Source organism: Latilactobacillus sakei (assembly GCA_002953655.1).
GTDB classification, from domain to species: Bacteria; Bacillota; Bacilli; order Lactobacillales; family Lactobacillaceae; genus Latilactobacillus; species Latilactobacillus sakei_A.
The window spans coordinates 678,581-700,826 of sequence record CP025839.1 but is presented as its reverse complement, the minus strand read 5'-3'; the positions used below and the strand labels follow the sequence as shown (position 1 = coordinate 700,826).

22 protein-coding genes and 1 tRNA gene are annotated in these 22,246 nt (G+C 41.4%); 6 read left to right on the top strand and 17 right to left on the bottom strand.

The features are described 5' to 3' along the window. Positions 1-8 precede the first annotated feature (8 nt). Together C0213_03470 and argR are read right to left on the bottom strand one after the other, a co-directional pair. A complete protein-coding gene (locus tag C0213_03470; GenBank protein ID AUX11499.1) occupies positions 9-1,160 on the bottom strand; it encodes an osmoprotectant in 1,152 nt (383 codons plus the stop codon). 269 nt (positions 1,161-1,429) lie between these two features. Next, positions 1,430-1,897 carry an arginine repressor gene (gene argR / locus C0213_03465; GenBank protein ID AUX11498.1) on the bottom strand — a complete coding sequence of 156 codons (468 nt, stop codon included), beginning with the start codon at positions 1,895-1,897 and terminating at the stop codon, positions 1,430-1,432. Positions 1,898-2,099: 202 nt separating this feature from the next. Between argR and C0213_03460 the strand changes: the two genes are divergently transcribed. From C0213_03460 to C0213_03445, 4 genes are read left to right on the top strand one after another with little or no spacing between them, the layout of a single operon-like run. Further along, a complete protein-coding gene (locus C0213_03460) occupies positions 2,100-4,829 on the top strand; it encodes a hypothetical protein (protein AUX11497.1) in 2,730 nt (909 codons plus the stop codon). 21 nt (positions 4,830-4,850) lie between these two features. Continuing rightward, on the top strand, positions 4,851-5,207 hold the full coding sequence (locus C0213_03455; GenBank protein AUX11496.1) for a hypothetical protein: 357 nt from the start codon (positions 4,851-4,853) through the stop codon (positions 5,205-5,207). Then, a complete protein-coding gene (locus C0213_03450; GenBank protein AUX11495.1) occupies positions 5,188-5,889 on the top strand; it encodes a hypothetical protein in 702 nt (233 codons plus the stop codon). Before C0213_03455 ends, C0213_03450 begins: the two co-directional genes overlap by 20 nt. Positions 5,890-5,906: 17 nt before the next feature. Next, entirely contained in the window at positions 5,907-6,962 is a 1,056-nt protein-coding gene (locus tag C0213_03445; protein AUX11494.1) for a hypothetical protein, read from the top strand. Between the two features lie 45 nt (positions 6,963-7,007). Here C0213_03445 and C0213_03440 read toward each other — a convergent pair whose 3' ends face one another. The 6 genes from C0213_03440 to C0213_03415 form a co-directional block, all read right to left on the bottom strand. Beyond that, on the bottom strand, positions 7,008-7,385 hold the full coding sequence (locus C0213_03440; protein AUX11493.1) for a glyoxalase/bleomycin resistance/extradiol dioxygenase family protein: 378 nt from the start codon (positions 7,383-7,385) through the stop codon (positions 7,008-7,010). 341 nt (positions 7,386-7,726) lie between these two features. Then, positions 7,727-9,022, bottom strand: coding sequence for a phosphopyruvate hydratase (locus C0213_03435; protein ID AUX11492.1), 1,296 nt, complete (start codon positions 9,020-9,022; stop codon positions 7,727-7,729). A gap of 116 nt (positions 9,023-9,138) precedes the next feature. Further along, complete coding sequence (locus C0213_03430; GenBank protein ID AUX11491.1) at positions 9,139-9,894, bottom strand: triose-phosphate isomerase; 756 nt, start codon at positions 9,892-9,894, stop codon at positions 9,139-9,141. Positions 9,895-9,919: 25 nt separating this feature from the next. Further along, complete coding sequence (pgk, locus tag C0213_03425; GenBank protein ID AUX11490.1) at positions 9,920-11,134, bottom strand: phosphoglycerate kinase; 1,215 nt, start codon at positions 11,132-11,134, stop codon at positions 9,920-9,922. Positions 11,135-11,234: 100 nt separating this feature from the next. Next, the gene (gene gap / locus C0213_03420; GenBank protein ID AUX11489.1) at positions 11,235-12,251 is read right to left on the bottom strand and encodes a type I glyceraldehyde-3-phosphate dehydrogenase; all 1,017 of its coding nucleotides are present in this window, start codon (positions 12,249-12,251) and stop codon (positions 11,235-11,237) included. A 38-nt stretch (positions 12,252-12,289) separates the two neighbouring features. Continuing rightward, on the bottom strand, positions 12,290-13,327 hold the full coding sequence (locus C0213_03415) for a SorC family transcriptional regulator (GenBank protein AUX11488.1): 1,038 nt from the start codon (positions 13,325-13,327) through the stop codon (positions 12,290-12,292). A 291-nt stretch (positions 13,328-13,618) separates the two neighbouring features. Here C0213_03415 and C0213_03410 point away from each other — a divergent pair. Beyond that, positions 13,619-13,690 (top strand) — tRNA-Arg (locus C0213_03410). Between the two features lie 198 nt (positions 13,691-13,888). On the opposite strand, the gene C0213_03405 is transcribed toward C0213_03410, so the two are convergent. Then, positions 13,889-14,167 (bottom strand): hypothetical protein, encoded by a 279-nt coding sequence (locus tag C0213_03405; GenBank protein AUX11487.1) that lies wholly within the window; start codon positions 14,165-14,167, stop codon positions 13,889-13,891. A gap of 29 nt (positions 14,168-14,196) precedes the next feature. Beyond that, positions 14,197-14,457 carry a hypothetical protein gene (locus tag C0213_03400; protein ID AUX11486.1) on the bottom strand — a complete coding sequence of 87 codons (261 nt, stop codon included), beginning with the start codon at positions 14,455-14,457 and terminating at the stop codon, positions 14,197-14,199. Between the two features lie 107 nt (positions 14,458-14,564). Here C0213_03400 and C0213_03395 point away from each other — a divergent pair, with 107 nt between their 5' ends. After that, positions 14,565-15,719 (top strand): hypothetical protein, encoded by a 1,155-nt coding sequence (locus tag C0213_03395; protein ID AUX11485.1) that lies wholly within the window; start codon positions 14,565-14,567, stop codon positions 15,717-15,719. 27 nt (positions 15,720-15,746) lie between these two features. Here C0213_03395 and C0213_03390 read toward each other — a convergent pair whose 3' ends face one another. The 7 genes from C0213_03390 to C0213_03360 form a co-directional block, all read right to left on the bottom strand. Continuing rightward, positions 15,747-16,673, bottom strand: coding sequence for a hypothetical protein (locus tag C0213_03390; protein AUX11484.1), 927 nt, complete (start codon positions 16,671-16,673; stop codon positions 15,747-15,749). Then, the gene (locus C0213_03385; protein ID AUX11483.1) at positions 16,660-17,181 is read right to left on the bottom strand and encodes a hypothetical protein; all 522 of its coding nucleotides are present in this window, start codon (positions 17,179-17,181) and stop codon (positions 16,660-16,662) included. Before C0213_03385 ends, C0213_03390 begins: the two co-directional genes overlap by 14 nt. Positions 17,182-17,404: 223 nt before the next feature. After that, positions 17,405-17,695, bottom strand: a complete 291-nt coding sequence (locus tag C0213_03380) for a hypothetical protein (GenBank protein AUX11482.1) — start codon at positions 17,693-17,695, stop codon at positions 17,405-17,407. After that, entirely contained in the window at positions 17,695-18,474 is a 780-nt protein-coding gene (locus tag C0213_03375; GenBank protein AUX11481.1) for a hypothetical protein, read from the bottom strand. The genes C0213_03380 and C0213_03375 overlap by 1 nt, the downstream gene beginning before the upstream one ends. Before the next feature lie 10 nt (positions 18,475-18,484). After that, the gene (locus C0213_03370) at positions 18,485-19,918 is read right to left on the bottom strand and encodes a hypothetical protein (protein ID AUX11480.1); all 1,434 of its coding nucleotides are present in this window, start codon (positions 19,916-19,918) and stop codon (positions 18,485-18,487) included. Continuing rightward, positions 19,915-21,417, bottom strand: a complete 1,503-nt coding sequence (locus C0213_03365) for a hypothetical protein (GenBank protein ID AUX11479.1) — start codon at positions 21,415-21,417, stop codon at positions 19,915-19,917. The genes C0213_03370 and C0213_03365 overlap by 4 nt, the downstream gene beginning before the upstream one ends. After that, positions 21,414-22,241 (bottom strand): phage tail family protein, encoded by an 828-nt coding sequence (locus C0213_03360; GenBank protein ID AUX11478.1) that lies wholly within the window; start codon positions 22,239-22,241, stop codon positions 21,414-21,416. The genes C0213_03365 and C0213_03360 overlap by 4 nt, the downstream gene beginning before the upstream one ends. Positions 22,242-22,246 lie beyond the last annotated feature (5 nt).

Here is a 22,246-nt window from a genome sequence, read left to right as displayed (position 1 = left end):
AGCCTCCTTTAGTCTGTTACATTATCTGGCTCGTCATCGCCCCAAACAGCGTCATAAACGACGTCGACAAGCGCTGTTCGCGTCACAATGCCCACTAAGTGATGGTCATCATCGACAACCGGTACATATTTCCAACCACGCTTTAATATCCGTTCAATTGTATCGCGGACTAGATCGGTTTGATTGACAAAGTTGACCTTTGTCGACATGATATCTTGCACGGTCCCTGCATCTTTGTAATGATGATCAATATTTTCCAGATCTACTAACCCTTGGAGTTGCTGTTGCTCGTCAACGACTAACAGCGTATCAACCCGCCGTTGCCGCATTAATTTAATGGCAAAACTTAATGATTTATCCGGCGTAATGGCAACCGGCGTCTTCAGCATAATTTGCCCCACGGTTTCAACATTCGGTTTAGCCTCTAATAAACGATCATGACCAATTAAGTCTTTAACAAAATCGTTAGCGGGCTGTCTTAAAATCTCATTGGGCGTGCCATATTGGATAATTTTGCCACCGTCCATAATCACAATTCGCGACGACAACTTGAGCGCTTCGTCCATATCATGGGTCACAAAAATCACCGTTTTGCCCATCTCAACTTGCAATTGCTTAACCAAATCTTGGAGTGCTTCACGCGTAATCGGGTCAAGTGCCCCAAAGGGTTCGTCCATTAAAATAATATCTTGCCCCGCAGCCAATGCGCGAATCACACCGATTCGTTGTTGTTGGCCACCCGATAATTGATTGGGATAACGATCTAAAAAGTCAGCAGGTAGTTCCACCAATTTTAATAATTCTCGTGCTTTTTTTTCGCGATCTTCATCAGACCATTTTAATAATTTAGGCACAATCGTAATATTATCGCGAATCGTCATATGGGGCATTAATCCGATATTTTGAATGACGTACCCAATTTTTCGTCGTAATTTAACAGGGTCCGTATCCGCTAGTGGTTGCCCATCTAACGTAATTGTGCCGTGAGTGGGATTAATCATCCGGTTAATCATGCGCATTGTCGTTGTTTTGCCGGAACCAGATGTCCCAATTAGGCAAATGAATTCCCCTTGATCAACTGTGAAGCTAATGTCATCAACGGCCTTATTACCACCGCGATAAATCTTTGAAACATGGTCAAATTCTAGATAATGTGCCATCATTAACCTCCTAATAAATGCATTAGCATAAATTTATTTATATAGTTCATGTTAAGAAGATAACGAGTGAGTGTCAATTGATAAGGCTTACACTTCAGCCTTAAATTGCTGAATATCAACTTTTTTCCGATAATTTCTTGCAGTCATACACTTACTTAAATAAGTCATTACGAATACTTACTCATCATTAATACCTTCAGAAAAAGGGCAACAATAAGTCAGCTATGAATGTCTCACTTATTGTTGCCCTTTATAATTAATTTTAAAATTTAGTCCCTTTTACGGCGTGCTAAATGTGCCGAAAACCGTTGATTTAAATCGGCCGCATGTGCTTCATCCGGGCTGATAACCACAATTGTATCATGCCCAGCAAGCGTCCCGACGACATCTTCATATCCCAGATCATCAATCAACGCTGCTAATAAATTACCATTACTAGGAACAGTTTTAATCACGTTCATCACCTGAACCTGGGTAATCGTCAAGGCAACTTCACGCAACTTATCGTTCAACCGTTGTTCTTGCGTCCGCTCATCATCATGAAAAACGGTATAGCGTAACTCACCGTTCACATCGCGCGCTTTAACAATCTGCATCTCGCGAATATCGCGCGAGATTGTCGCCTGGGTGGCATCAATGCCATCATCTCTTAGTGTTGCTAGTAATTCTTCTTGAGTGGTTATCACTTGCTGATTAATAATCTGTTCAATCCGTGTCTGTCGGTCTACTTTTTTCATCACGATCACTCCTCCGACGAATCTAATTAACCTTATTATACCAGTTTTGGTGGCTAACAAACAGCGCTATCATTTTTTAATCTTAGGCGTACCCCTAAATGATAAAATTGCTCATACAATCACATTAATTGACTTATTATTTTTTATTATTTATGATTATTATAAGATATAAAATATACAAGGAATCAAGGAGGCTATGCTGATGAAGACCCCCGTTTCATATCTCTTATTACTAAGTCTATCCATTGCACTTCTATCCCCCATCCAAGTTAGTCGTGCTGAGGAATCAGCATCAGCACCACCAAGTGAATCGCAAGCTTCAGTCCTCGTCGAACAAGACCATTCAAGCGATTCACCAGCCACTGAATCGTCATCAGGCTCAACAACTGCAGCATCAAAAAAATCCGAATCTGAATCGGTCAAAACACCAACGCAAGAGCCAGTTGAACCGCTCAAGCCACTTATCAAACAAACTCCCGGCGTCAAAGCCGGTCTCACACCAGTTGCGAATGCAGCCGAATTGAAAACGGCTTTGGAAGACGGTGAAAGTGTTCAACTAACCGCTGATATTACTTTAAATACGATTCAACGAATTCAAATCGGCAAAGCTAATCCACAAAATGTCACAATCGATGGTGCTGATCCATTAACCGGCCAACCCCATTTCTTAAAGATTGAAGATCCTTCGTCCATTAATGCAGCAACGGCCCTCTATTTAGAGGGAACAGGCATGAAAGGAAAAACAATTACGTTCACTAATCTCCAATTGACTAACAATAATTATTACGGTATCTGCCATTACTATGGGGATACTAACAGTGATACAACAACCTTGGCCTTTCATAATGTCACATACGCTGGTAGCGCACAGGCCCTTCACCTTATGCGTGGTACAATCGCCTTTAGCGGTACCAATCAATTTGTCCAATCAACCGGACTTTACTCCCAAGAGTTTGCTGAAGCTGCTCGTCTCGAATTTAACGGTGGGCAAACGACCATCAGTCATAACGGTTCAGCCGGATTTTTATCTGCCAACTATGCTAATAGTAATAGTGATGGTCGGAGTGGTATTTTTGTCAGTAATGGTGCCAAAGTGATACTCTCAACAAATCAATCCATTATCGGCGCAACCAGTCTTAGTTCCCAAGATGTGGCTATTGATGTAGCCGGCACAGGCGCGAGTCTGACTCTGAATTCAACCGGGCCAATCTTCCGCTATTCTGGCAATAACAGTTCGCCAACAACCGTCACCAATGGTGCGAGTTTAATTGTCCCGCAAGCCACTAACTATACAACTAGTGGTTCTAAAAACCAAGGCATTACGGCTACTAACGGTAGCACGGTTAATATGGCATTATCAGGAAGTCTTTACAGTGCTTCTCAAACCAATTCACCCATTAAAGCCGATCAAAACAGTACCATCAAAATCCATACTGCCAATGATACATTTGTCGGTAATACCAAGGATAGTCAGTTGAGCGCCACTCAAAATAGTACGCTTGATTTACAATCAGATAAAGATTTTTACAGCTCACTTTATAGTCCAACGGATACAACAATCCCTATCATTAATGTCGATAGTACCTCTCAAGCAAAGTTTAATATTACCAATAATTTCATCTCAACAGCCCAAGATTCACCCATTATTACTAGAATTGCTGGTAAATTGGACGCCACTTTTGGTCAATTTTATGCTTCAACAATTGCACGTGTACTCCAATATCATTTTTTAGAGGGTAGTCAGGTTACTTACACCATTAACGGTGCTCAAACTGGAAGTAAAGGCCTCCTACCACTTTCTAAAGCTGGTTCGGAAATGCTAATTGCCGACAGGAGTACCGTTGTCTTCAACAATCAAACTACCACAGCGATTCCTATGATACAAGGTGTTAGTAACACGGTGACCGCACCACTTTCAATTGGTGATGCTAACGTCACTTTTAATAATAACGACACTGGTAAAATTTTTCTAAACATGCAAGTGAATCTTAAAAGTACAAGCCCACACACCATCTATCGTGGTATCCAGCTGACGGAAAAAGATCAAACGAAGACGGTTTACCCATTTGCACACTTTGAATGGCGTGCTGGAGCAACGCCAACTGCTACGAGTACAGATCTAGCACTAGAAACTAAGCTCAAGGCCCTTGGTGACTCAACGGCAGTGAAAACACTACTACTCCAAGCGCCACTTCCACCAGAAATCATTAATTTAACAAATGACACCGGGTTACCAAATGACGATGACCCCCACTTTAATTTCAAGTTTGCCGGACAAGCGACACCTAGCAGTGAACTCACACTGAACTTTCTCAGTGCCGCGGGGCAATCATTATTAAAAGGCCCTGCTAAAACGGCGGCTGCCAACCAAACTTTCGACTATCAATTTGAATCTGATTTACCAACGCAACCCAATCAGATTGTTGTCGAAGCTAACTATCCAGCGCCATACACGCTCACAACGCCTGTCCGGAAGGTGCTAAAGGATATTCCAGCTGGCAAGCTAGGCTTTCTAGCAGCACCGACTCATCTCGATTTTGGTAGTCTGCCGCTTACCAATAGTCAAAGTCCTCTCTACCCCTATACTAAGACAGCAGATACCAGCCTGATTGTCTCTGATCCACGAGCCACTAACCGGGGGGACTGGGCCGTTCAGGTCAACCTCAAGCAACCTTTTACCGCTGGTCAAGCCACTCTCGATAATGCGCTGATTTGGCGTAAAGATCAGACCACTAAGCCATTGGTTGCCGGACAACCGCAACAACTTTATTTAAAAGCCGCCCACGCACCGATTCAACCAGGTGCTGATGAAACGGATTTAACGGATCTGCTGCAAGAAACGGTTCAAGCCCAATTTCCGGCTGGTCCTAAACAAGCCGCAACCCCGTATACGGCTGAATTAGAATTAATGCTCATCACTGCCCCCAATTAAATCGTTAGGAGGTTAGATGCGATGTATAAACGCTATTTCTTCACTTTTCTGCTAGGTGGTAGTCTATTATTCACCCCGATTCGTGCAGAGGCCGTACCCGCCACTTCGAGTGCGACAATTCAATTTAGCAATCAGCAAACACTACCGGTCGTCCCCCTACCACGGCCGCCTTTGATTGCCGCACCGGACAACGCGGGCCCCATTCACAATGAATGGCACATGACCCCGCTCGAATATGTACCACCGTTAACACAACGCTTACCACAAACCAGCATTACCGATATACGCTATTATCAACTTAGCGGATTGCTCCTATTATTAACTACTATTCTACTCATTAAGAAAGAGGCGACCTACTATGAAAAAAACAATGATTAGCACAACTTTATTCTCACTACTTGCAACAACAACTCTTCTCTCAGCAGGCCAAATTCAAGCCGCTCCGACAGATGTTGATGGAAAAACGACCGATGCCGCGGTTGTCTTTACTGAAAAAAGTAATCCATTAGTGATTACTGCTGTTCCTGACTTCCACTTTGGCTCTCATGAAATTGATCGTTCAGCGGATCAAGATTTAGCAGCGGTAGCAAGTGGCTCTCACATTGGCACAGCAAACACGCTTACCACTAGTAATGTCGTTTCAATTCAAGATGATCGTAGCCAAGCTAAATTAGATGGTTGGGACCTACAAGTAGCCCAAACGGATTTCGCTAACGCTGGCACTACCGACGCAAGTGACGCCAATCCTTCCGACGTCTTAACCGGCGTTAACATTTTCTTTAAAACACCAAACGTGACCATTGATGGTGCTAATAAGGGCGATGCTGCCTTACCAACAACTAGCAATCAAACCGTTCAAATTAACGATCAAGCAAGTACCTTTATGAAAGGTGGCGCGACATCCTTCGGGAACGTTGTCGCAACATTAGGGACTGCACCAACTTCAGGAACAGCTAGTGACGCTATCTTCCTCCATGTACCCAAGACCATTAATCCCACAGACAAAGCACACTATCAATCAGATATCACATGGACTTTAATCGCTAGCCCAAATAGCTAACAAAGGAGTTTTTGAATATGCGGACAACAATTAAAAGACTAGTTATCGGCCTGTTATTTGGCCTAATTGCCCTCTTCGCCCAGGCACAATCCATACAAGCCGCGCAACCCGTAGCGGATTTTGCGATGACCATTATTCCGCCTGATAACCAGGCCGACAAACAATTAAGTTATTTTGATTTAGTTGTCCAACCCAAGCAACAACAAGACCTCCAGATTAAATTAGTCAATCATAAGGACCAACCAATTAAAGTTCGCGTGCAAACCAACACAGCGACCACCAATATTAACGGCGTCGTCAACTATAGCGATAATGTGAATCAATCAGATAAAACGCTCAAATATCCCCTGGGCAAACATCTGAAACCAGCCAAAAAGAATATTACGTTAACCGCTCATGAACAAAAAGTCGTCAATATTCGCCTGAAAGCACCTGATAAAACTTTTAACGGCCAATTAGTGGGCGGGATTAGCGCAACTGAAGTCCCTACAGCCTCAAAAGTAACACAACAAATTAGCGTGCGGAACAAATTTGCATACGCAGTGGCGGTGGTTGCCCGTAGTAATGATCAAAGCGTCACACCAGAATTCAAACTGGGGGCTGTCAAAACTGGCCAACATATGGGGACCAACCAAATTATTGCTAATATTCGTAATGTCCAGCCTAAGTTCCAAAACCAAACGTCATTAAACGCTTTTGTCACCAAGCATAACCAGAAGAAAAAACTTTATCAAACCGAGAAAAAGCAAGTCCAATTTGCACCCAATTCGGTTATGCAGTTTTATCTACCGCTTAATGATCGGTTTAAACCCGGCCGTTACACGCTTGATTTAACAGTCCGTTCAGAAGGTCGCACTTGGCATTTCACCCGGCACTTTACAATCAATCGTCAAACTGCTGCTAAGTGGAACCAAAAAGACGTCAGCTTGACGCCTGAAACCGACTACTGGCCTTATATCCTAGCTGGATTAACGCTTATTCTGTTGATTTTGGCCTACGTCTATTGGCGTTACCGAAAGAAACAAAAAGAAAATCAGGCCCTCAAAGCCGAAATTGATCGACTAAAATCTTGACCAACAAAAAAGAGTTACTCCTAGCAGTAACTCTTTTTTGTCGGCTTAAACCGTCAATTCAATTAGATTTTGTTCAGGATCTTGAACGACTGCCTCGTAATAACCATCGCCCGTTACTCGTGGGCCATTTAGCAATGGTAAGCCTTGTGCTTGCAACTTGGCGACTAATTGATCAACCGCAGTTTCACTACCAACAGCCAGTGCTAAGTGCGCAATTTGGCCCTTGGTGGCTAAGCCAGCCAACTCACTATCTTGATGCATAAGCTCTAACCGTGCACCATCTGTGAAAGTTAAAAAGTATGATTGGAATCCTTTTTTGTGATTCTCATACAACTCACCCGCAGTCGCTTGAAACATCGTTTGATAAAAGGTCATCATTGTTTCTAAATCATGAACCCATAAACCGACATGTTCAATATGCATTAAATTATCCCTCACTTATGTTTGATAATTCTATTATGACATTGATTTAAAACGGTTACAACGATAGCATAAAAAAGGGCATCTCAGTAATGAGATGCCCTTTTTTAATATGCTTTTCAAGCTAAATTTCTGCGCTTAGCTATGCATTGCAAACAATCGGTTACACCAATTGTTCACAACCCTAGGCTAATGCTCAAAACCTAATCAAGCTCGAACGCATTCATCGGGCTTTTCGAACCAGCCTTTTCCGGTTAACTACAAAACAGGCGTCACAGTGAAAACCACCGTAACGCCTGTTTTTAGGTTAATCCTCAAAGCCTAAACGGCTCCGAACGCACCTATTATTTTTTGATATTGTAGAATGAGTTGATACCTTTGTATGAAGCTGTATCACCTAATTGTTCTTCAATACGCATTAATTGGTTGTACTTAGCTAAACGATCAGTACGGCTCATTGAACCTGTCTTGATTTGGCCAGCATTTGTAGCAACAACTAAGTCAGCGATTGTTGTATCTTCAGTTTCACCTGAACGATGTGAAACAACAGCTGTGTAGCCAGCTTCTTTAGCCATTTCGATTGCTTCTAATGATTCTGTTAATGTACCGATTTGGTTAACTTTAACAAGAATTGAGTTAGCAGCGCCCATCTTAATACCTTTACGTAGGTAATCAGTGTTTGTTACGAAGAAGTCATCACCAACAAGTTGAACTTTTTCGCCAAGTTCTTTAGTGATTGATGCCCAGTCTTCCCAGTTGTTTTCATCGATAGGATCTTCGATTGAAATGATTGGGTATTTAGCAACTAAGCCTTCAAGGTATTTAACGAATTCAGGTGTTGTGAATTCTTCACCAGTTGACCAACGTAATTTGTATGTCTTGTCTTCGTTGTTCCATAATTCTGATGAAGCAACGTCGATAGCGATTGAGATATCTTCGCCTGGTTTGTAACCAGCTTTTTCGATAGCTTTGATCAAGTATTGTAAAGGTTCTTCGTTGTTTGCAAAATCAGGTGCGAAACCACCTTCATCACCAACAGAAGTTACTTTACCGTCAGCTGATAAAAGACTCTTCAATGCTTGGAAAGTTTCTGAACCCATACGGATAGCTTCGCGTACAGATTTAGCACCAACAGGCATGATCATGAATTCTTGGAAATCAACTTTGTTATCTGAGTGAGCACCACCATTGATAACGTTCATCATTGGTGTTGGTAATACGTGAGCGTTAGGGCCGCCTAAGTATTCGTACAATGGTAAGCCTAATTCGTCAGCAGCAGCACGTGCAGCAGCCAATGAAACGCCTAAGATTGCGTTAGCGCCTAATTTACCTTTGTTTTCAGTACCGTCTAACTTGATCATTGCAGCATCAATACCGCGTTGGTCAGTTGTGTCGAAACCTACGATTTCTTTAGCAAGAGGGCCATTTACGTTTTCAACAGCCTTTAATACACCCTTGCCACCAAAACGTGATTTGTCGCCGTCACGTAATTCAACAGCTTCATGTTCACCAGTTGAAGCACCTGATGGAACGATTGCGCGACCAAAGCCGCCATCTTCAGTATAAACTTCAACTTCGACAGTAGGATTACCACGTGAGTCTAAGACTTCGCGGCCTAAAATATCAGTAATAATTGACATGTAATTTTCTCCTTTTTTGGCTGATGATATTCACCAGCACTTTTTTGGATGTCAGGCAAAGCCCACATCTTATTTTAGCTAATTTTTAGCGATTCGTAAATACATACGGCGAAAAATTAGTCGTTAAAGTGAACAAGATCTAAGAATGAAGCAGGTTCCATGCTTGCGCCACCAACTAAACCACCATCGATGTCTTCTTTGCCCATGATTTCTTTAACGTTTGCAGGTTTAACTGAACCACCGTATTGGATACGAACTTTGTCAGCAACTGTTTGGTCGTATAACTTAGCAACTGTTTGACGAACAACAGCACAGATTTCTTGTGCTTGATCAGCAGAAGCAGTTTTACCAGTACCGATTGCCCAGATTGGTTCGTAAGCAATTACCATTGAGCTAACTTGGTCAGCTGAAAGGCCTTTAAGACCTTCTGTGACTTGGTTTGAAACCCATTCTTCAGCTTTGCCAGCTTCACGAGTTTCTAATGATTCACCACAACAGAAGATAGGTGTCATGTTGTTTTTGAAGATTGCGTGTGCTTTTTTGTTGATATCTTCATCAGTTTCGTGGAAATAATCACGACGTTCTGAATGACCGATGATGACGTAATCAACACCCATTTCATTCAAAGTTTTTGGTGAAGTTTCGCCAGTAAATGCACCAGCATCTTCGAAGTAACAGTTTTCAGCAGCAACTTTTAAGTCTGTGCCTTTAGCTGCTTCTAATAAAGCAGGTAAGTCAACAGCAGGTGCCCCGATAACTGATTCTGTTTGATCAAACTTAGGTAAGTTGGCTTTGATAGCATTAACGAACTCAGTTGTTTGAGTTGGGTTCATGTTCATTTTCCAGTTACCAGCAATGATTGGTTTACGCATGAGAAAATCTCCTCTTAATTTTAAATTATTTGTCTGAAATAGCAGCGATACCAGGTAATGTCTTACCTTCTAGGTATTCAAGTGATGCGCCACCACCAGTAGAAATATGTGTTAACTTGTCGCCAACGCCTAATTTCTTAACTGCGGCTGTTGAATCGCCACCACCGACGATTGTTGTAGCGCCTGATAAGTTACCTAAGAATTCGCCAATTGCCAATGTACCCTTAGCAAAGTTGTCCATTTCGAACACACCCATAGGGCCGTTCCAAACAACAGTCTTAGCATCTTTAAGCACGTTTTCGAAGTCAGCAATTGCTTTAGGTCCGATATCTAATGCCATGTAGCCATCAGGAATGTTACCTTCAACAGTTTCTGTCTTAGCATCGTTTGAGAATGCGTCTGCAACAACGTTATCAACAGGCAATACTAATTTGTCGCCAGCTTTTTCGATTAATTCTTTAGCTAATTCGATCTTATCTTCTTCAACTAATGAGTTACCAATTGATAAACCTTTAGCAGCGTAGAAAGTATAAGTCATACCACCACCAACAATCACTTTGTCAGCTTTAGCTAATAAATGTTCGATAACACCGATCTTGTCAGAAACCTTTGCGCCACCTAAGATAGCAACAAATGGACGTTCTGGTGCGTCAACTGCTTCGCCCAAGAATTTGATTTCTTTTTCTAATAAGTAACCAGCAACTGCAGGTTTGTTATTAGCTTTCATAGCGGTTGCAATCCCAACGTTTGATGCGTGAGCACGGTGAGCTGTACCAAAAGCGTCGTTGACGAACATGTCGCCTAATGATGCCCAGTATTCGCCCAACTTAGGATCGTTTTTACTTTCGCGTTTGCCAAAGTCGTTGTCGATATCTTGGAAACGAGTGTTTTCCATAACCAATACTTGACCATCAGTCATTGCATTGATTGCATCTTCTAATTCTTGACCTTCGTTTGAAGCAACGAAAGCAACGTCTTTGTTTAATAATTCGCCAAGACGTGCAGCAACTGGTTTCAATGTCAATTCTTTCTTGTCTTCGTCACTCTTGATACGGCCCAAGTGAGAAAGTAAGATAGCCTTGCCACCATTGTCGATGATGTATTGGATTGTTGGTAAAGCAGCTACGATACGGTTATCGTCACCGATAACGCCGCCTTTGATTGGTACATTAAAGTCAACACGTACTAAGACTTTTTTGCCTTTAATATCTTTTAAATCTGCAACTGTTTGTTTTGCCATGTGGACAAACCTCCTAGATTTTCATAAAAAAAGACGGAAGGAGTTTACCTCCTCCCGCCTTATAAAATGCTATCGCATTTCTAAGTTCACAAAAGTGAAATTAGATTAAGCTAGCAAATTTTTCTAATGTACGGATCATTTGAGCTGTAAAGCCTGATTCGTTGTCATACCAAGCAACAACTTTGACAACTTGGCCTGCGCCACCGCCAACGATTTGTGTTTGAGTAGGATCGAATACTGAACCGAATTCTGTACCGATGATATCTGATGAAACGATTTGGTCAGCATTGTAACCAAATGATTCGTTACCTTCAGTAACTTTCTTAACAGCAGCGTTGATTTCGTCAGCTGTAACTTCTTTGTCAAGAGTTGCAACTAATTCTGTCAATGAACCAGTGATAACTGGGACACGTTGTGCGTGGCCGTCAAGTTTACCCTTCAATGCAGGAACAACTAAGCCAAGAGCTTTAGCAGCACCAGTTGAATGAGGGATGATGTTAGCAGCAGCAGCACGTGCAGCACGTACGTTTCCACCACGATCAGGACCATCTTGTAATTTTTGTGTAGCTGTGTAAGCATGGATTGTTGTCATTGTACCAGCTTTGATACCGAAAGCATCGTTAACTGCTTTAGCTAAAGGTGCTAAACAGTTTGTAGTACATGAAGCAGCTGAGATGATGTTGTCATCAGCTGTGATAGTGTCATCATTAACACCGTAAACAACTGTCTTAACAGCACCAGCAGGAGCTGAGATAAGAACTTTTTTAGCACCGGCATCAAGATGAGCTTGTGCTTTTTCTTCTGATGTGTAGAAACCAGTACTTTCAAGTACTAAGTCAACGCCATCATTCTTAACCCAAGGAATATTACGTGCATCTGATTCAGCATAAACTGGAATGTTCTTGCCATCGATAACGATGCTGTTTTCTGTAGCTGATACTTCGTGATCGAATTGACCATGAGCTGTATCATACTTTAATAAGTGTGCTAACATGTCTGGTGATGTTAAATCATTGATAGCAACAACTTCCAAAACGTCACTGCTTGTTGCGTAAATACGACGTAAAGCTAAACGACCAATACGTCCGAAACCATTAATCCCTACTTTTGTAGTCATAATAGAATTTCCTCCTTTAGGAAATGAAAATTTTTATTTTAAAGGGTTGCCCCTTGTAAAATCGAGTTTGCGGCACCCTCATCCGTGATTAACCACGTCTGTTGAGGTGCGAGGTGCATGTACGCTTCAATTGCTTGGGCCTTAGAAGTCCCACCTGCAACCGCGAGTACACACGGAATATTTAATAAGTCACGAATCTGTAATCCAATTCGCGGAATCTTGTACACCACTTCGCCTTGTGCGTTAAAGAAGTAACCGAAGGCCTCACCCACCGCATGCTTTTCTTTCAGCATCTTGATGGTTTCAATCGGCATATCCCGCCGTTCTGCCATCGTAATGGCTTCGCCAATACTATGCAACACGCCGCGACTGCGTTCAATCAGCTTCAACACTTCTTGAACACTTGGTTCTTCTAATAGTGGGGCATAAGTCTTCTCACTCACCTGTTCAGGAACGTATAATGCCCGATGTTTACCACCAGTTTGGCTGGCCATCTCGGCACAAACCGCATTCGCCTGAATATCAACACTCTCACCAATCCCACCTCTAGCCGGCACAAAGATTAAATTGCGCTTTTTAGAAAGATCGGTTGACAGTTCATGAGCTGCCTTAGCCATCGTCGTACCACCCATTACCGCCACAACGCTTTGGCCTTGTGGTAATAATAACTGTAACGTACTATTGACTAATTTGCCCATTTCGGTGAGGACTTTTGGTTGTTCATCACTATTGCCAGATACAATTAAGCAATGCTCAATTCCAAGGTAGCGACTCAACTCTCGTTCGGTCTGCCGTAATCCTAAGAATTGGTCCATTACTTGTTTCAACTGATCAAGAACTTCTTGTCCTTTGACAGTTAAAACCATACCTGATTTTGACGAATTAAGCAAACCTTGTGCCTTTAAAAAATCCGTCTCCGTCCGAATGACTCTTTCACTCAATTTGAGCTGCTCAGCAAGTGTGCGTCGCCCAACTGGTGCAAGCCAATCAATATGCTGTAGGACTTGGTAACGTTTCTTAACGACACCGACAAAATCAGGCGCAACCGCTTCTATTGCAGATAACTCATCGCGCATTGCTCTCGCCTACTTTCCGGTGGGACATTAAATGTCCATCTGTGTCATCAATCGACCCATGTCTGGCAAAAAATAAAAGGCAACTTACTAAAACTAGTAACTTATCCTTTGAACAAGACCATTATATCAAGTGAGTAAAATACATGCAATGCTTTGCGCTTAATGAATACGTTTTCTTTCCGAATAATTTTAAAACGTTGATTTATCGCGATTTATTAAAATTTGGGCTTGAAATTTTTCTAGAAATCCGCTAAAATAATATATTGTACTGTTGAGTACACATATTAGGTTGCGCCGCTAGTGTAATGGATAGCACCCAAGATTCCGGTTCTTGAGATCCGGGTTCGACTCCCGGGTGGCGCATATATATACCTTTTGTACTAGGCTTTGTAAGTCTTCCGTGCAGATTGGTGCAGAAAAAGTATAAAACTCGTCATTAAGTTGACGGGTTTTTATTTTGCCTTTAAGTAGCTATCCGATTCATTCTGCACCCAACTATAAATCAATTTATATTATAGAAGAAATCAAAAATGCCACCCTAATTTAGGATGGCATTTTTATTTATCTCTGAATTGCAACATTCCGGCCACCTACCATTAAGCAACCACATTCGACCATTTCATCCATCTGGTTATCCAGTTGCACCATCACGTCATGAATAGTTCTCAAATCTGCTGTTGGATCGTGGCGACAGATGAACAGTGGTAAATCGTTTCGCGTGTAATAGTAACTCATACTACCCACCTCGCCGATTCCTTCCCTATATAGGTCGACATTTCCGGTTGGGTTCAAAACTAAAGAATACTGATCGTTAATCCGTGCTGGTTCAAATTGCTTCATTCAATTCGCTCCCGACTTTTGTTCTCGTATTATCTTACAACAGATAAATTTGGAATAACATTCTTGACATGGTACTTGTCTACGATTAGTTGTTTCCTCTTATTCAAGTGGCCGAAAATTGAAATACCTGCAGCTTCTTCGGCAACATACATAAAATTCAACGCATCTTTTGCGACCAGGCAATTATAATTCTGTTCCGCTGTTTTAAGTTTGAACCGAACAAGGTACGGGCTGAAGCTGATGACTTTAACGGCGCTATTGATAGTCCCTTTTAAGCTGACATATTCCATCTCGACCACTCCTTCGAGTTATATTATACGAATGTACGTTCGTATAAGTCAAGTGGTAATTCTTTTGTGATTTGGTATACTAATGGAGTTAACTATCATACAAGGAGATGTATTTGATTATGAACAGTGCTCTAAAGTGGTTAATTTCTAACATCAGTACCATCATTGCAACACTTGCACTAATTGCCACAGTATATACTTCAATCGTCACTGCCAAAAATAACAAAAATAACAACTTTGATAATTTATTTTTTCATTTGATTTCTTTACTTAATAAGGTTATTTCTTCAAATGAAAATAGTTCTGATGAGATCAAAACAACATTAGATAAAATAAAAACCAAATCACAATTGAAACTTAATAAATTACGTACTGATGAGATTAAAAGCAATTACAAACGAAATGAACCATTCTTAAATGATGTTTTTACTAAACTCGATAATTTATATTTAGATTGGGAGCAAACAAAACTACAAAAAATTAAAAACAATCCATCTACATTAGATTCCAAACGGATTCCTATCCGGAAACCCGAATTTCTGGATCATATTACTAACTTGAGTGATATAAACTTATCTGAGCGTTCTTCCATATACTATTCTTATTATAAAGGAGATACTGAAAATACGGATTCAAATTACCCAGATGATGTATTAGATAATCAGCTGGAGAGTCTTCTAATAATAACAAATTTTAATAATAATCCAGTAAACGCAATAGATTTAATATTTAATAGTGAAGGCAACAACACCCTTTTCAATAGCCTTATATCAGACATTCAAAAAAAATTTCCTGATAAAGCTTCTGATATTGGGTGCTGGAAAGAGGAGTTATTTGAAATGTTTCATCATGAAACTATGGAAATGTCTTCTGAAATTTCAGAAACCGAAAAAAAAGAAATTATTGAAAAGATACTCTTAGATAACAAGCATGGTATCTATTTTAGAACCGTTCATCGAATTTTAAAGATTATTCTTGATTTCTCTAACTCAGACAAGGTAATTAATAAATACTGCGGCATTTTACGAACTCAACTAAGTGAAAATCACTTAATGATACTTTTCTATAACGCTCAATATACTGATAGAGGGAAAAAATTTAAAAGTCTCGTTAAAAAGATGAATCTATGGGGTGACAAAGAGGAATTAGATACCAGCATTAATTCAGATACTATCCATTTTGCAACCAGTAATTTAATTTGGAAGGATACGGATTTAAACATTCTAAAAGATGAATATGTTCGAAATAGCTCCTATGTATAAGCCCTCATTCGAGGGCTTTTTTAATGCCTACTTGAATGTCCCCCATGGACATGATCCCTCACGGACTGGGATAAACACATCAATGTTACGCGTGCCGTTAAAGAATACTTGGTGAATCCAAACTAAGTTTCCGATGCGCTTGTAACTGTCATATGACCAACTTGCGTATGGTTGCAAGTATTCGCCGCGTGTATTGTAGACAGATGCACCACCGACACGGTCCATGATTGGCGTATCACCATTTACGAATGTACCGCGTTCAGCTGTGAAGCCTGCTGGTACACTTGAATTACTTGGCGTAGTTGGCTTTGTGGGATTGGTTGGCGTAGTATTACCTCCACCGACATTAGTTGTCCCTTTTGCCAAATCATTCGCCAACTTAGCTTTAGAAATGCCCATTGATGCTAGATAACCGTAAGGGTCGACGTGATCACCCCAGATGTTTTGGGTAATCCAAAGGTGCGATTTAATCCCTGGTGTTCCAGCACCACCTGCGTCTAAGGTCAATGGAATACCATATTTTTTGGCATAGTCACGGGCAAGTTCGATGTAGGTTGCGTAGTTTTTAGCGAACGTGGCCTTGTCGTATGTGTGTTGTAGCTCGATTTGAACTGGGCTGTAGCCGTTAGCATCACCTGCAGCGTATGCAACATAACCGGGTTCGCCAATTTGGTAGACGTGTCCACCATCGCCAACGATAAATGTTGAGTAAGCAGAATAAGGCGTATAGTTATTTTTCATATTCATGGCGACATTCACGCCAGGCGCCTCGCCACCGACTTCATGCAAGATTAAATACATATTTAAAGCGCGTTGCGAACTACCTTGGTTGGCATTAAATGCATACGTGTAGTCAATCGAATACACAGCCTGTGCACCGGTTGTTGTTCCTACGGCCATTAAAAAAGCCGCCATTCCGGCGACTACTAGTTTCATTAATTTATTCTTTTTCATTTTCTGGTTCCCCTTTTTGATAATATTTTTTAACTTTTGAAATGATTTCGTCTTTTAGTAAGCTGAATAGCCACATTGGGAAGTATTTATTCCATCCAAGGACATAGACGTTACTTAGCACTGAGTTCATGTTTTGCGCGATAAACGCTGCGGTGAAGACCGCGAATAGAAATGATTTACTTTTGAGTACAAAGTCCATCCCCATGAAGCCGAAGCAGATAAAAACGATGATGGCGTCGCGGATCATCGCCTCGTTGCCGTAGTGACTGTTGTGGAGCATAACCGGCGACCGATGCGCGAGGACCGACCCCGACAGCCAATCGCAACACATCACCACGACCAGCACGACGATCATCACCGCATGATTAATCGTGGGGCCTTGATGAAACACCCATCCAGGGATTTTAAAAGCGATGGCGACAGCTGCAGTCTGCAGGAGCATTTTTGGTTGGCTCATTTTGTGGAACTGCACTGCTAGCATGTCATATAAGGTTTGTAAAACAATCAATAATTCTGGTGCCTCCTTTAATGATGATATAAAAAATAGCAATCCAGAGGAGGATTGCTATTGGTAACGCGTATTTTAAACCTCTAAATAGCCCCATTATTCTGCCCCGTTTGGTTTAGTAATGTCATCAAAATCAGCTTGCGTTAGTTGACCAAACTCAACGGCTAGCTTTAAATAATCACGGTCTAGCTCTCCGTGATGAAATAAAAACGCAATATACTCTTTATCCATTGGATTCCAACTCCTTCAGTTTAAGTTGCAAATCTAGATTCATTTTAAATAGATGAGCGTTGATTTCGTCTTGCTGGGTTAACACTGGTTTTGGTTCTTCGGTAGTTGGCTCAGAATAATCAGGATTAACTTCAATTAGTCCATTAGATAATAGATAATATCTCGGTTTAAAATTATCCCTAAATCCGTCAGGTAATTCTCCAATGTACTCTAATCCGCCCTCGATACCACCGATTTCAACGTAAGATAAAATCTCACTTTTTTTATTAATACTTAAAATCATTATCTCACCCCCAAAATATTGTTAATTTGAAATGAGCCTTGTCCCACGTTATATTGAGCCGTTCCTTTCGCCAAGTTCGCAATAATGTGGTTAAAGCTGCCTAGTTTAAGGTTTGACTCATTCACTTTTTCAAGATAACCTTCCGCAATATCGACATTAATGGCATTTTCAGATAGTGTATTTGAAACATTGAACCCGACAAAATACATTTGTGACGGAACTCCAGTCGGGAAATCCGAACGCGGCACTTGCATTCGGACACTACCAATTGCTCCGTTCAAGTTGTAAGTGATAATTAAGCCGTCGTAGAAGCTCCATTTATCAATTAGTTTAAGGACTTGTCCAACAGCGACGTCACCCATACCGCTCCAAAGTACCGTTTCAGTGGTGATTTTAGTCCAGTTTCTAGGATAATAAAGCCCACTAGTGTCACCATGAGCGATGACCTTCTTCCAAGTTGACCCGGTGGGGATATTAGTTGCGTATAGAACCTTATCGCCATTCTTAGCCACAGATACATCAATAAAAAATTCATTCCCCATTTGAGTAATTGGGGCATTAACTAAATTACTCCCTCCGACGTATTGACCAGGCGGTAATGTATTAACATCGGTGTTTTTATCATTAAGCTCAATTCTATGGTCGAAAAGTGATTCTAACTGGCGCTTCATTTCAGGGCTTGCAAGACCCGGATTTTGTCGGCTAACCAATAAGCCGGACTTAGCGTTCAACGCCGCAACTGACCGCGTAAGTAAATTAATCGTCTGTTTTAATTTCATGTTTTCCCTCCTAATAGTTATATTGCCGGTTTGTTGCTCGGCCAATTCCAGATAAGGTTACCTTTGAAGCCGCTGGATCAACTGTCGCAATCGTTATTCCTAAAGCTTGAATCGTTCCGATATTATCTGGATTAGTATTACAGTCGTTGATAAACAAGCATTGCGTGAAGTTATCTCGTTTAGTTATTTTCTCAGCATGAACATGACCAGCCCATAATCCTGCTACCTTGCGTGGGCCTTGCGTTGTAAAGTCAGCAGCCACAATCGCTTGTAACTCGCTAGGAATTCCGTCTTCCGACTTTCCTGTAAAACGTCCGCCAGTTGCAACAGCATTAAGCAAACCTTCAAGAATATTACCGTTAGCCCAAATGGTTTCAACGCTAGGCGAAAATCCGTAAACTAGCGGGATATGAGTCATAACAACAATTTGATAACCTTCCGAGATATTCGACAAAGCCTCATTCACTAGCCAATCAATCTGCTTTTGACTATATGAGTAATCTAGATAACGCGTAAACTTTAAAGTCCCATCGTCGATAGTCTTATCTTCAGGGACATCTAACCCGTTAAGACCGATTAAACGGATTTTTGAATCTGGATAATCTTTGTAGAAATAAAGGCTATCACCATCACGTTTTTCGTCATTAATTAATTCGCCAGTTCTAAATAGCCTCTTAAAATCATCCTCTTTAACAATCTTGTTTGGTGTGATTTTTTCCAATCGAATCCCAGTAGAAGCATCGTCGTGATTACCTAGTAGAATAAACTTATCCGAATCTGTTTCGGTTTGTAAAATCTTGGCGCAATACTGCGCCTGGTCCGCGATTGAATGACTAACATCTTGATTTAACCCATTAGTATTATCGCCACCAGCAATGACCACATCCACATATTGGCTTAGATAATTAACAGCATTTAGATGAGCTAAAGCGTCCGAAGCATATGGGTAGCTAAACGGGCTGCTTTCATCGTAAAGATCTTCATAATGTGAATCGGTTACCATTAACACTTTAAAACCGTCTCTAGGTAAGGTTAATACGAATTCATCTAGTTGTTCTTTAATAACCGGATCTAATTTACCGCCAATATCTATGGATTCATTCGTCGTAATAGTGCCATCTTCAATGGTAATCATATCATCCATCCGTAGACCGATTGTTTTATAAGATGCCTTCCCTTTTGGTTTTCTCCCAGCAATCACTTCATCAAGACTCGTGCTACCAGATATTTGGCTGTTGAAACTATCCTCAATATCAGTCATTCGATCATCGGCATTTTTTACAGCATCATTTACTGAATTAACCGCAACTAATAGGAAGTTACCCACCGATTTTGCAAATCCCCGCAAGGCTTCCCAATTATGCTGTTTCTGATTTCTAGCTTCTCTATTTTGAAATAGGCTAGGCTCATCCCATAGGTCACTTAAAAAATTAGGTATTTTCAATTTTTATTCTCTCCTTTCTTAACTTTAATCTCACCATTTTCAATAGTGACTTGATAAATAGAACCGCTAACCGCATCTTTCATCTGGATGCTGGTCAACGGTTCTATTTTTAATTTATCCAATTTGGCTTTATCACCAGCGCTCATTAATCCATCTTTCGTTGGTGTCGCCGGTTCGTACTTTGGTATCTCCGGTATTACCGGCAGCATTCCCGTTACATATTCCGCCAAGCCTTCCACATAATTAACTGCTGTAGCAGCATAGAATTGTTGGTCCTTTTTCAGGCCTAGGTCTGGGTTGTCTGCTGGGACTTTTAGGATGTATCCCGGCAATTGTGGGCCGGTGGCGCGTGTTAATCTGGTTGGCGTGCCGTACAAGTCGCCGATGAAGCGCGAGTCGTAGGCCTTCACTGCCTTTTCGTTAGTAGCTTTAATCTCTTGTGCGGCCGCCTGATTATGCTTAATGGCTTCCTTGACCAGTCGTTCCTGAGCAATATCCTCGTCTAAAAGTGTCCGGACCGAGTTATCCAATTCGACTTCTGGTTTATGATCGGGGGCGAATGGATAATCCGTGATGCCCGTGACTTCGACATCCGTATCAAACTGTTCCGGTTCCACGCGCAGATACCAAACTTCGCCAGGTAAAACTTGGTCATCGCCGTCATAAGTGAGCGCCATCGTCGTGACTGGATCACCTTGCATTGAACTCATGGCGTAGGCGTTCATCGCATTCTTGTCAGTAAACCTTTCATCCGAAATCTCGGCGCCTGGGCGCTCACCCCACCGCTTAATACTCGTGGCATTCTTGGTCATAAAAGGCGGGAAGTAATACTGGCCTTCAGCGCCCTCCTTTTGTTTTCCGTAACACATCGTGACATTTTGAATCGCAGTGGTGTCCCAGCTGCAGCTGAAGGTCGTCGTGTTGTACCCGTAAAGATAGGACTTGTCGACCTGCTTCTGCCAAGCGTCGCGGGCGTAAATCCGGATGTGCTTGTTGTCGGGATAAATCACGCAATTGAACTTATCGACGCACGTGTTGAGCGCGTCCAGTGCACTAGTATTGCCCAAGTTTTCAATCTGAACCTTGCTGAAACTTCCAATAACCTCCCAAGTGAAACCGTAGGAATTGTTGTCGAAAAAATAGTGGAGGATATCTTGAAGACTGTAGGTGATGGTGCCTGATTTAGTTTGATAGTTATAAATCCGTGTCGCTTCAAAATAAATATGTGTCGCTGTGACAGCCACCGATTTGTCATAGCCATCCAGTGACCTCTCAGCTTGTTTAATCACGTATTCTTGGCCATCAATTAACAATGAGTTTTCATTCCGCAAAAGATTATAAGCTAATGAACCATCATTTAGCGCTGTGAACTCAACCTGATAATCTGAATTCTTTTTCCAACTACGTACTAGTTCTTCAAAATTAATCGAGGTGACTGTTTCCTCATATTGATTATTGAAATCACGAACCAACACTTTCTGCTTTTTAAAATCAATCATAGATAAAGGAATGGGAAACTAAAAGTGATGTCGACATTAGTCAATCCAGTCACACTAATATCGTTCCATCCCTTCTCAAGTTGGATATGGCCGTGATTTGTGACGCGTTCACAGCTCGCCCCGTTCAGTAGTGGGCGAACCCCGTGCCAAATGAGCGTGTCGTTCGCCGTGAGCGCCCGATTTAACGCAATACCGTAACCATTTGTGAGATTCGTAATGGTTGGTGTCCCCATACCTTTGATAATGATGTCCAAATCATGTTTCTGCCAATAAGGATCAATAACTACATCAGACGGATTATAAACTTTAAATCTAGTCTGCTTGAAGCGGTATGCTAAATCTTCACCATTTGGTAAATTCATCCCAAATTGAGATAGTTCTTCATCATAAATAAACTGCAGCTGATCGGACTTCACTAAAGAATGGCGATAACCAGACGGCATATCGAATTCAACGGAAAATGTCATTTCATGCCAATTTAATCTGGTAACATCAAATGGTTTTGCGATAACTTCCATATTAAGTCCAGGCATTTGAGATTCTCGTAAAGTGATTGGCTCACGAGAAAATAAAAGTCGCCAAATATCTTGGCATGCTAATTTATAGTCATAAACATCTTCACCGTCAAAATAGAAATCAGCGGTAACCGTTCGACTGCCAAATAAAATAGGCCCGTTTTGAACGGACCCATCTCTAATTTTATTTGACTGATAGTTTGTAATGCTTTGTGGGGACTGTGTCGTTAAACCGGTGAAATTCAACCCTTTGAACGCATCGATATTAATCGTCTGTCCGTCCTTTGTCACAAATAATTCAGGAATCATCTGAA

What these genes read in the sequence shown, in the direction of transcription:
- C0213_03405 (AUX11487.1), bottom strand. Translation starts at nt 14,167, where the DNA reads ATGAAGCAATTTGAACCAGCACGGATTAACGATCAGTATTCTTTAGTT.
- C0213_03360 (AUX11478.1), bottom strand. Translation starts at nt 22,241, where the DNA reads ATGATTCCTGAATTATTTGTGACAAAGGACGGACAGACGATTAATATC.
- C0213_03470 (AUX11499.1), bottom strand. Translation starts at nt 1,160, where the DNA reads ATGGCACATTATCTAGAATTTGACCATGTTTCAAAGATTTATCGCGGT.
- C0213_03390 (AUX11484.1), bottom strand. Translation starts at nt 16,673, where the DNA reads ATGAAAAAGAATAAATTAATGAAACTAGTAGTCGCCGGAATGGCGGCT.
- C0213_03435 (AUX11492.1), bottom strand. Translation starts at nt 9,022, where the DNA reads ATGTCAATTATTACTGATATTTTAGGCCGCGAAGTCTTAGACTCACGT.
- C0213_03415 (AUX11488.1), bottom strand. Translation starts at nt 13,327, where the DNA reads ATGCGCGATGAGTTATCTGCAATAGAAGCGGTTGCGCCTGATTTTGTC.
- C0213_03440 (AUX11493.1), bottom strand. Translation starts at nt 7,385, where the DNA reads ATGCATATTGAACATGTCGGTTTATGGGTTCATGATTTAGAAACAATG.
- C0213_03455 (AUX11496.1), top strand. Translation starts at nt 4,851, where the DNA reads ATGTATAAACGCTATTTCTTCACTTTTCTGCTAGGTGGTAGTCTATTA.
- gap (AUX11489.1), bottom strand. Translation starts at nt 12,251, where the DNA reads ATGACTACAAAAGTAGGGATTAATGGTTTCGGACGTATTGGTCGTTTA.
- C0213_03400 (AUX11486.1), bottom strand. Translation starts at nt 14,457, where the DNA reads ATGGAATATGTCAGCTTAAAAGGGACTATCAATAGCGCCGTTAAAGTC.
- argR (AUX11498.1), bottom strand. Translation starts at nt 1,897, where the DNA reads ATGAAAAAAGTAGACCGACAGACACGGATTGAACAGATTATTAATCAG.
- C0213_03445 (AUX11494.1), top strand. Translation starts at nt 5,907, where the DNA reads ATGCGGACAACAATTAAAAGACTAGTTATCGGCCTGTTATTTGGCCTA.
- C0213_03460 (AUX11497.1), top strand. Translation starts at nt 2,100, where the DNA reads ATGAAGACCCCCGTTTCATATCTCTTATTACTAAGTCTATCCATTGCA.
- C0213_03365 (AUX11479.1), bottom strand. Translation starts at nt 21,417, where the DNA reads ATGATTGATTTTAAAAAGCAGAAAGTGTTGGTTCGTGATTTCAATAAT.
- C0213_03430 (AUX11491.1), bottom strand. Translation starts at nt 9,894, where the DNA reads ATGCGTAAACCAATCATTGCTGGTAACTGGAAAATGAACATGAACCCA.
- C0213_03450 (AUX11495.1), top strand. Translation starts at nt 5,188, where the DNA reads ATGAAAAAAACAATGATTAGCACAACTTTATTCTCACTACTTGCAACA.
- C0213_03375 (AUX11481.1), bottom strand. Translation starts at nt 18,474, where the DNA reads ATGAAATTAAAACAGACGATTAATTTACTTACGCGGTCAGTTGCGGCG.
- C0213_03380 (AUX11482.1), bottom strand. Translation starts at nt 17,695, where the DNA reads ATGATTTTAAGTATTAATAAAAAAAGTGAGATTTTATCTTACGTTGAA.
- C0213_03395 (AUX11485.1), top strand. Translation starts at nt 14,565, where the DNA reads ATGTATTTGATTATGAACAGTGCTCTAAAGTGGTTAATTTCTAACATC.
- pgk (AUX11490.1), bottom strand. Translation starts at nt 11,134, where the DNA reads ATGGCAAAACAAACAGTTGCAGATTTAAAAGATATTAAAGGCAAAAAA.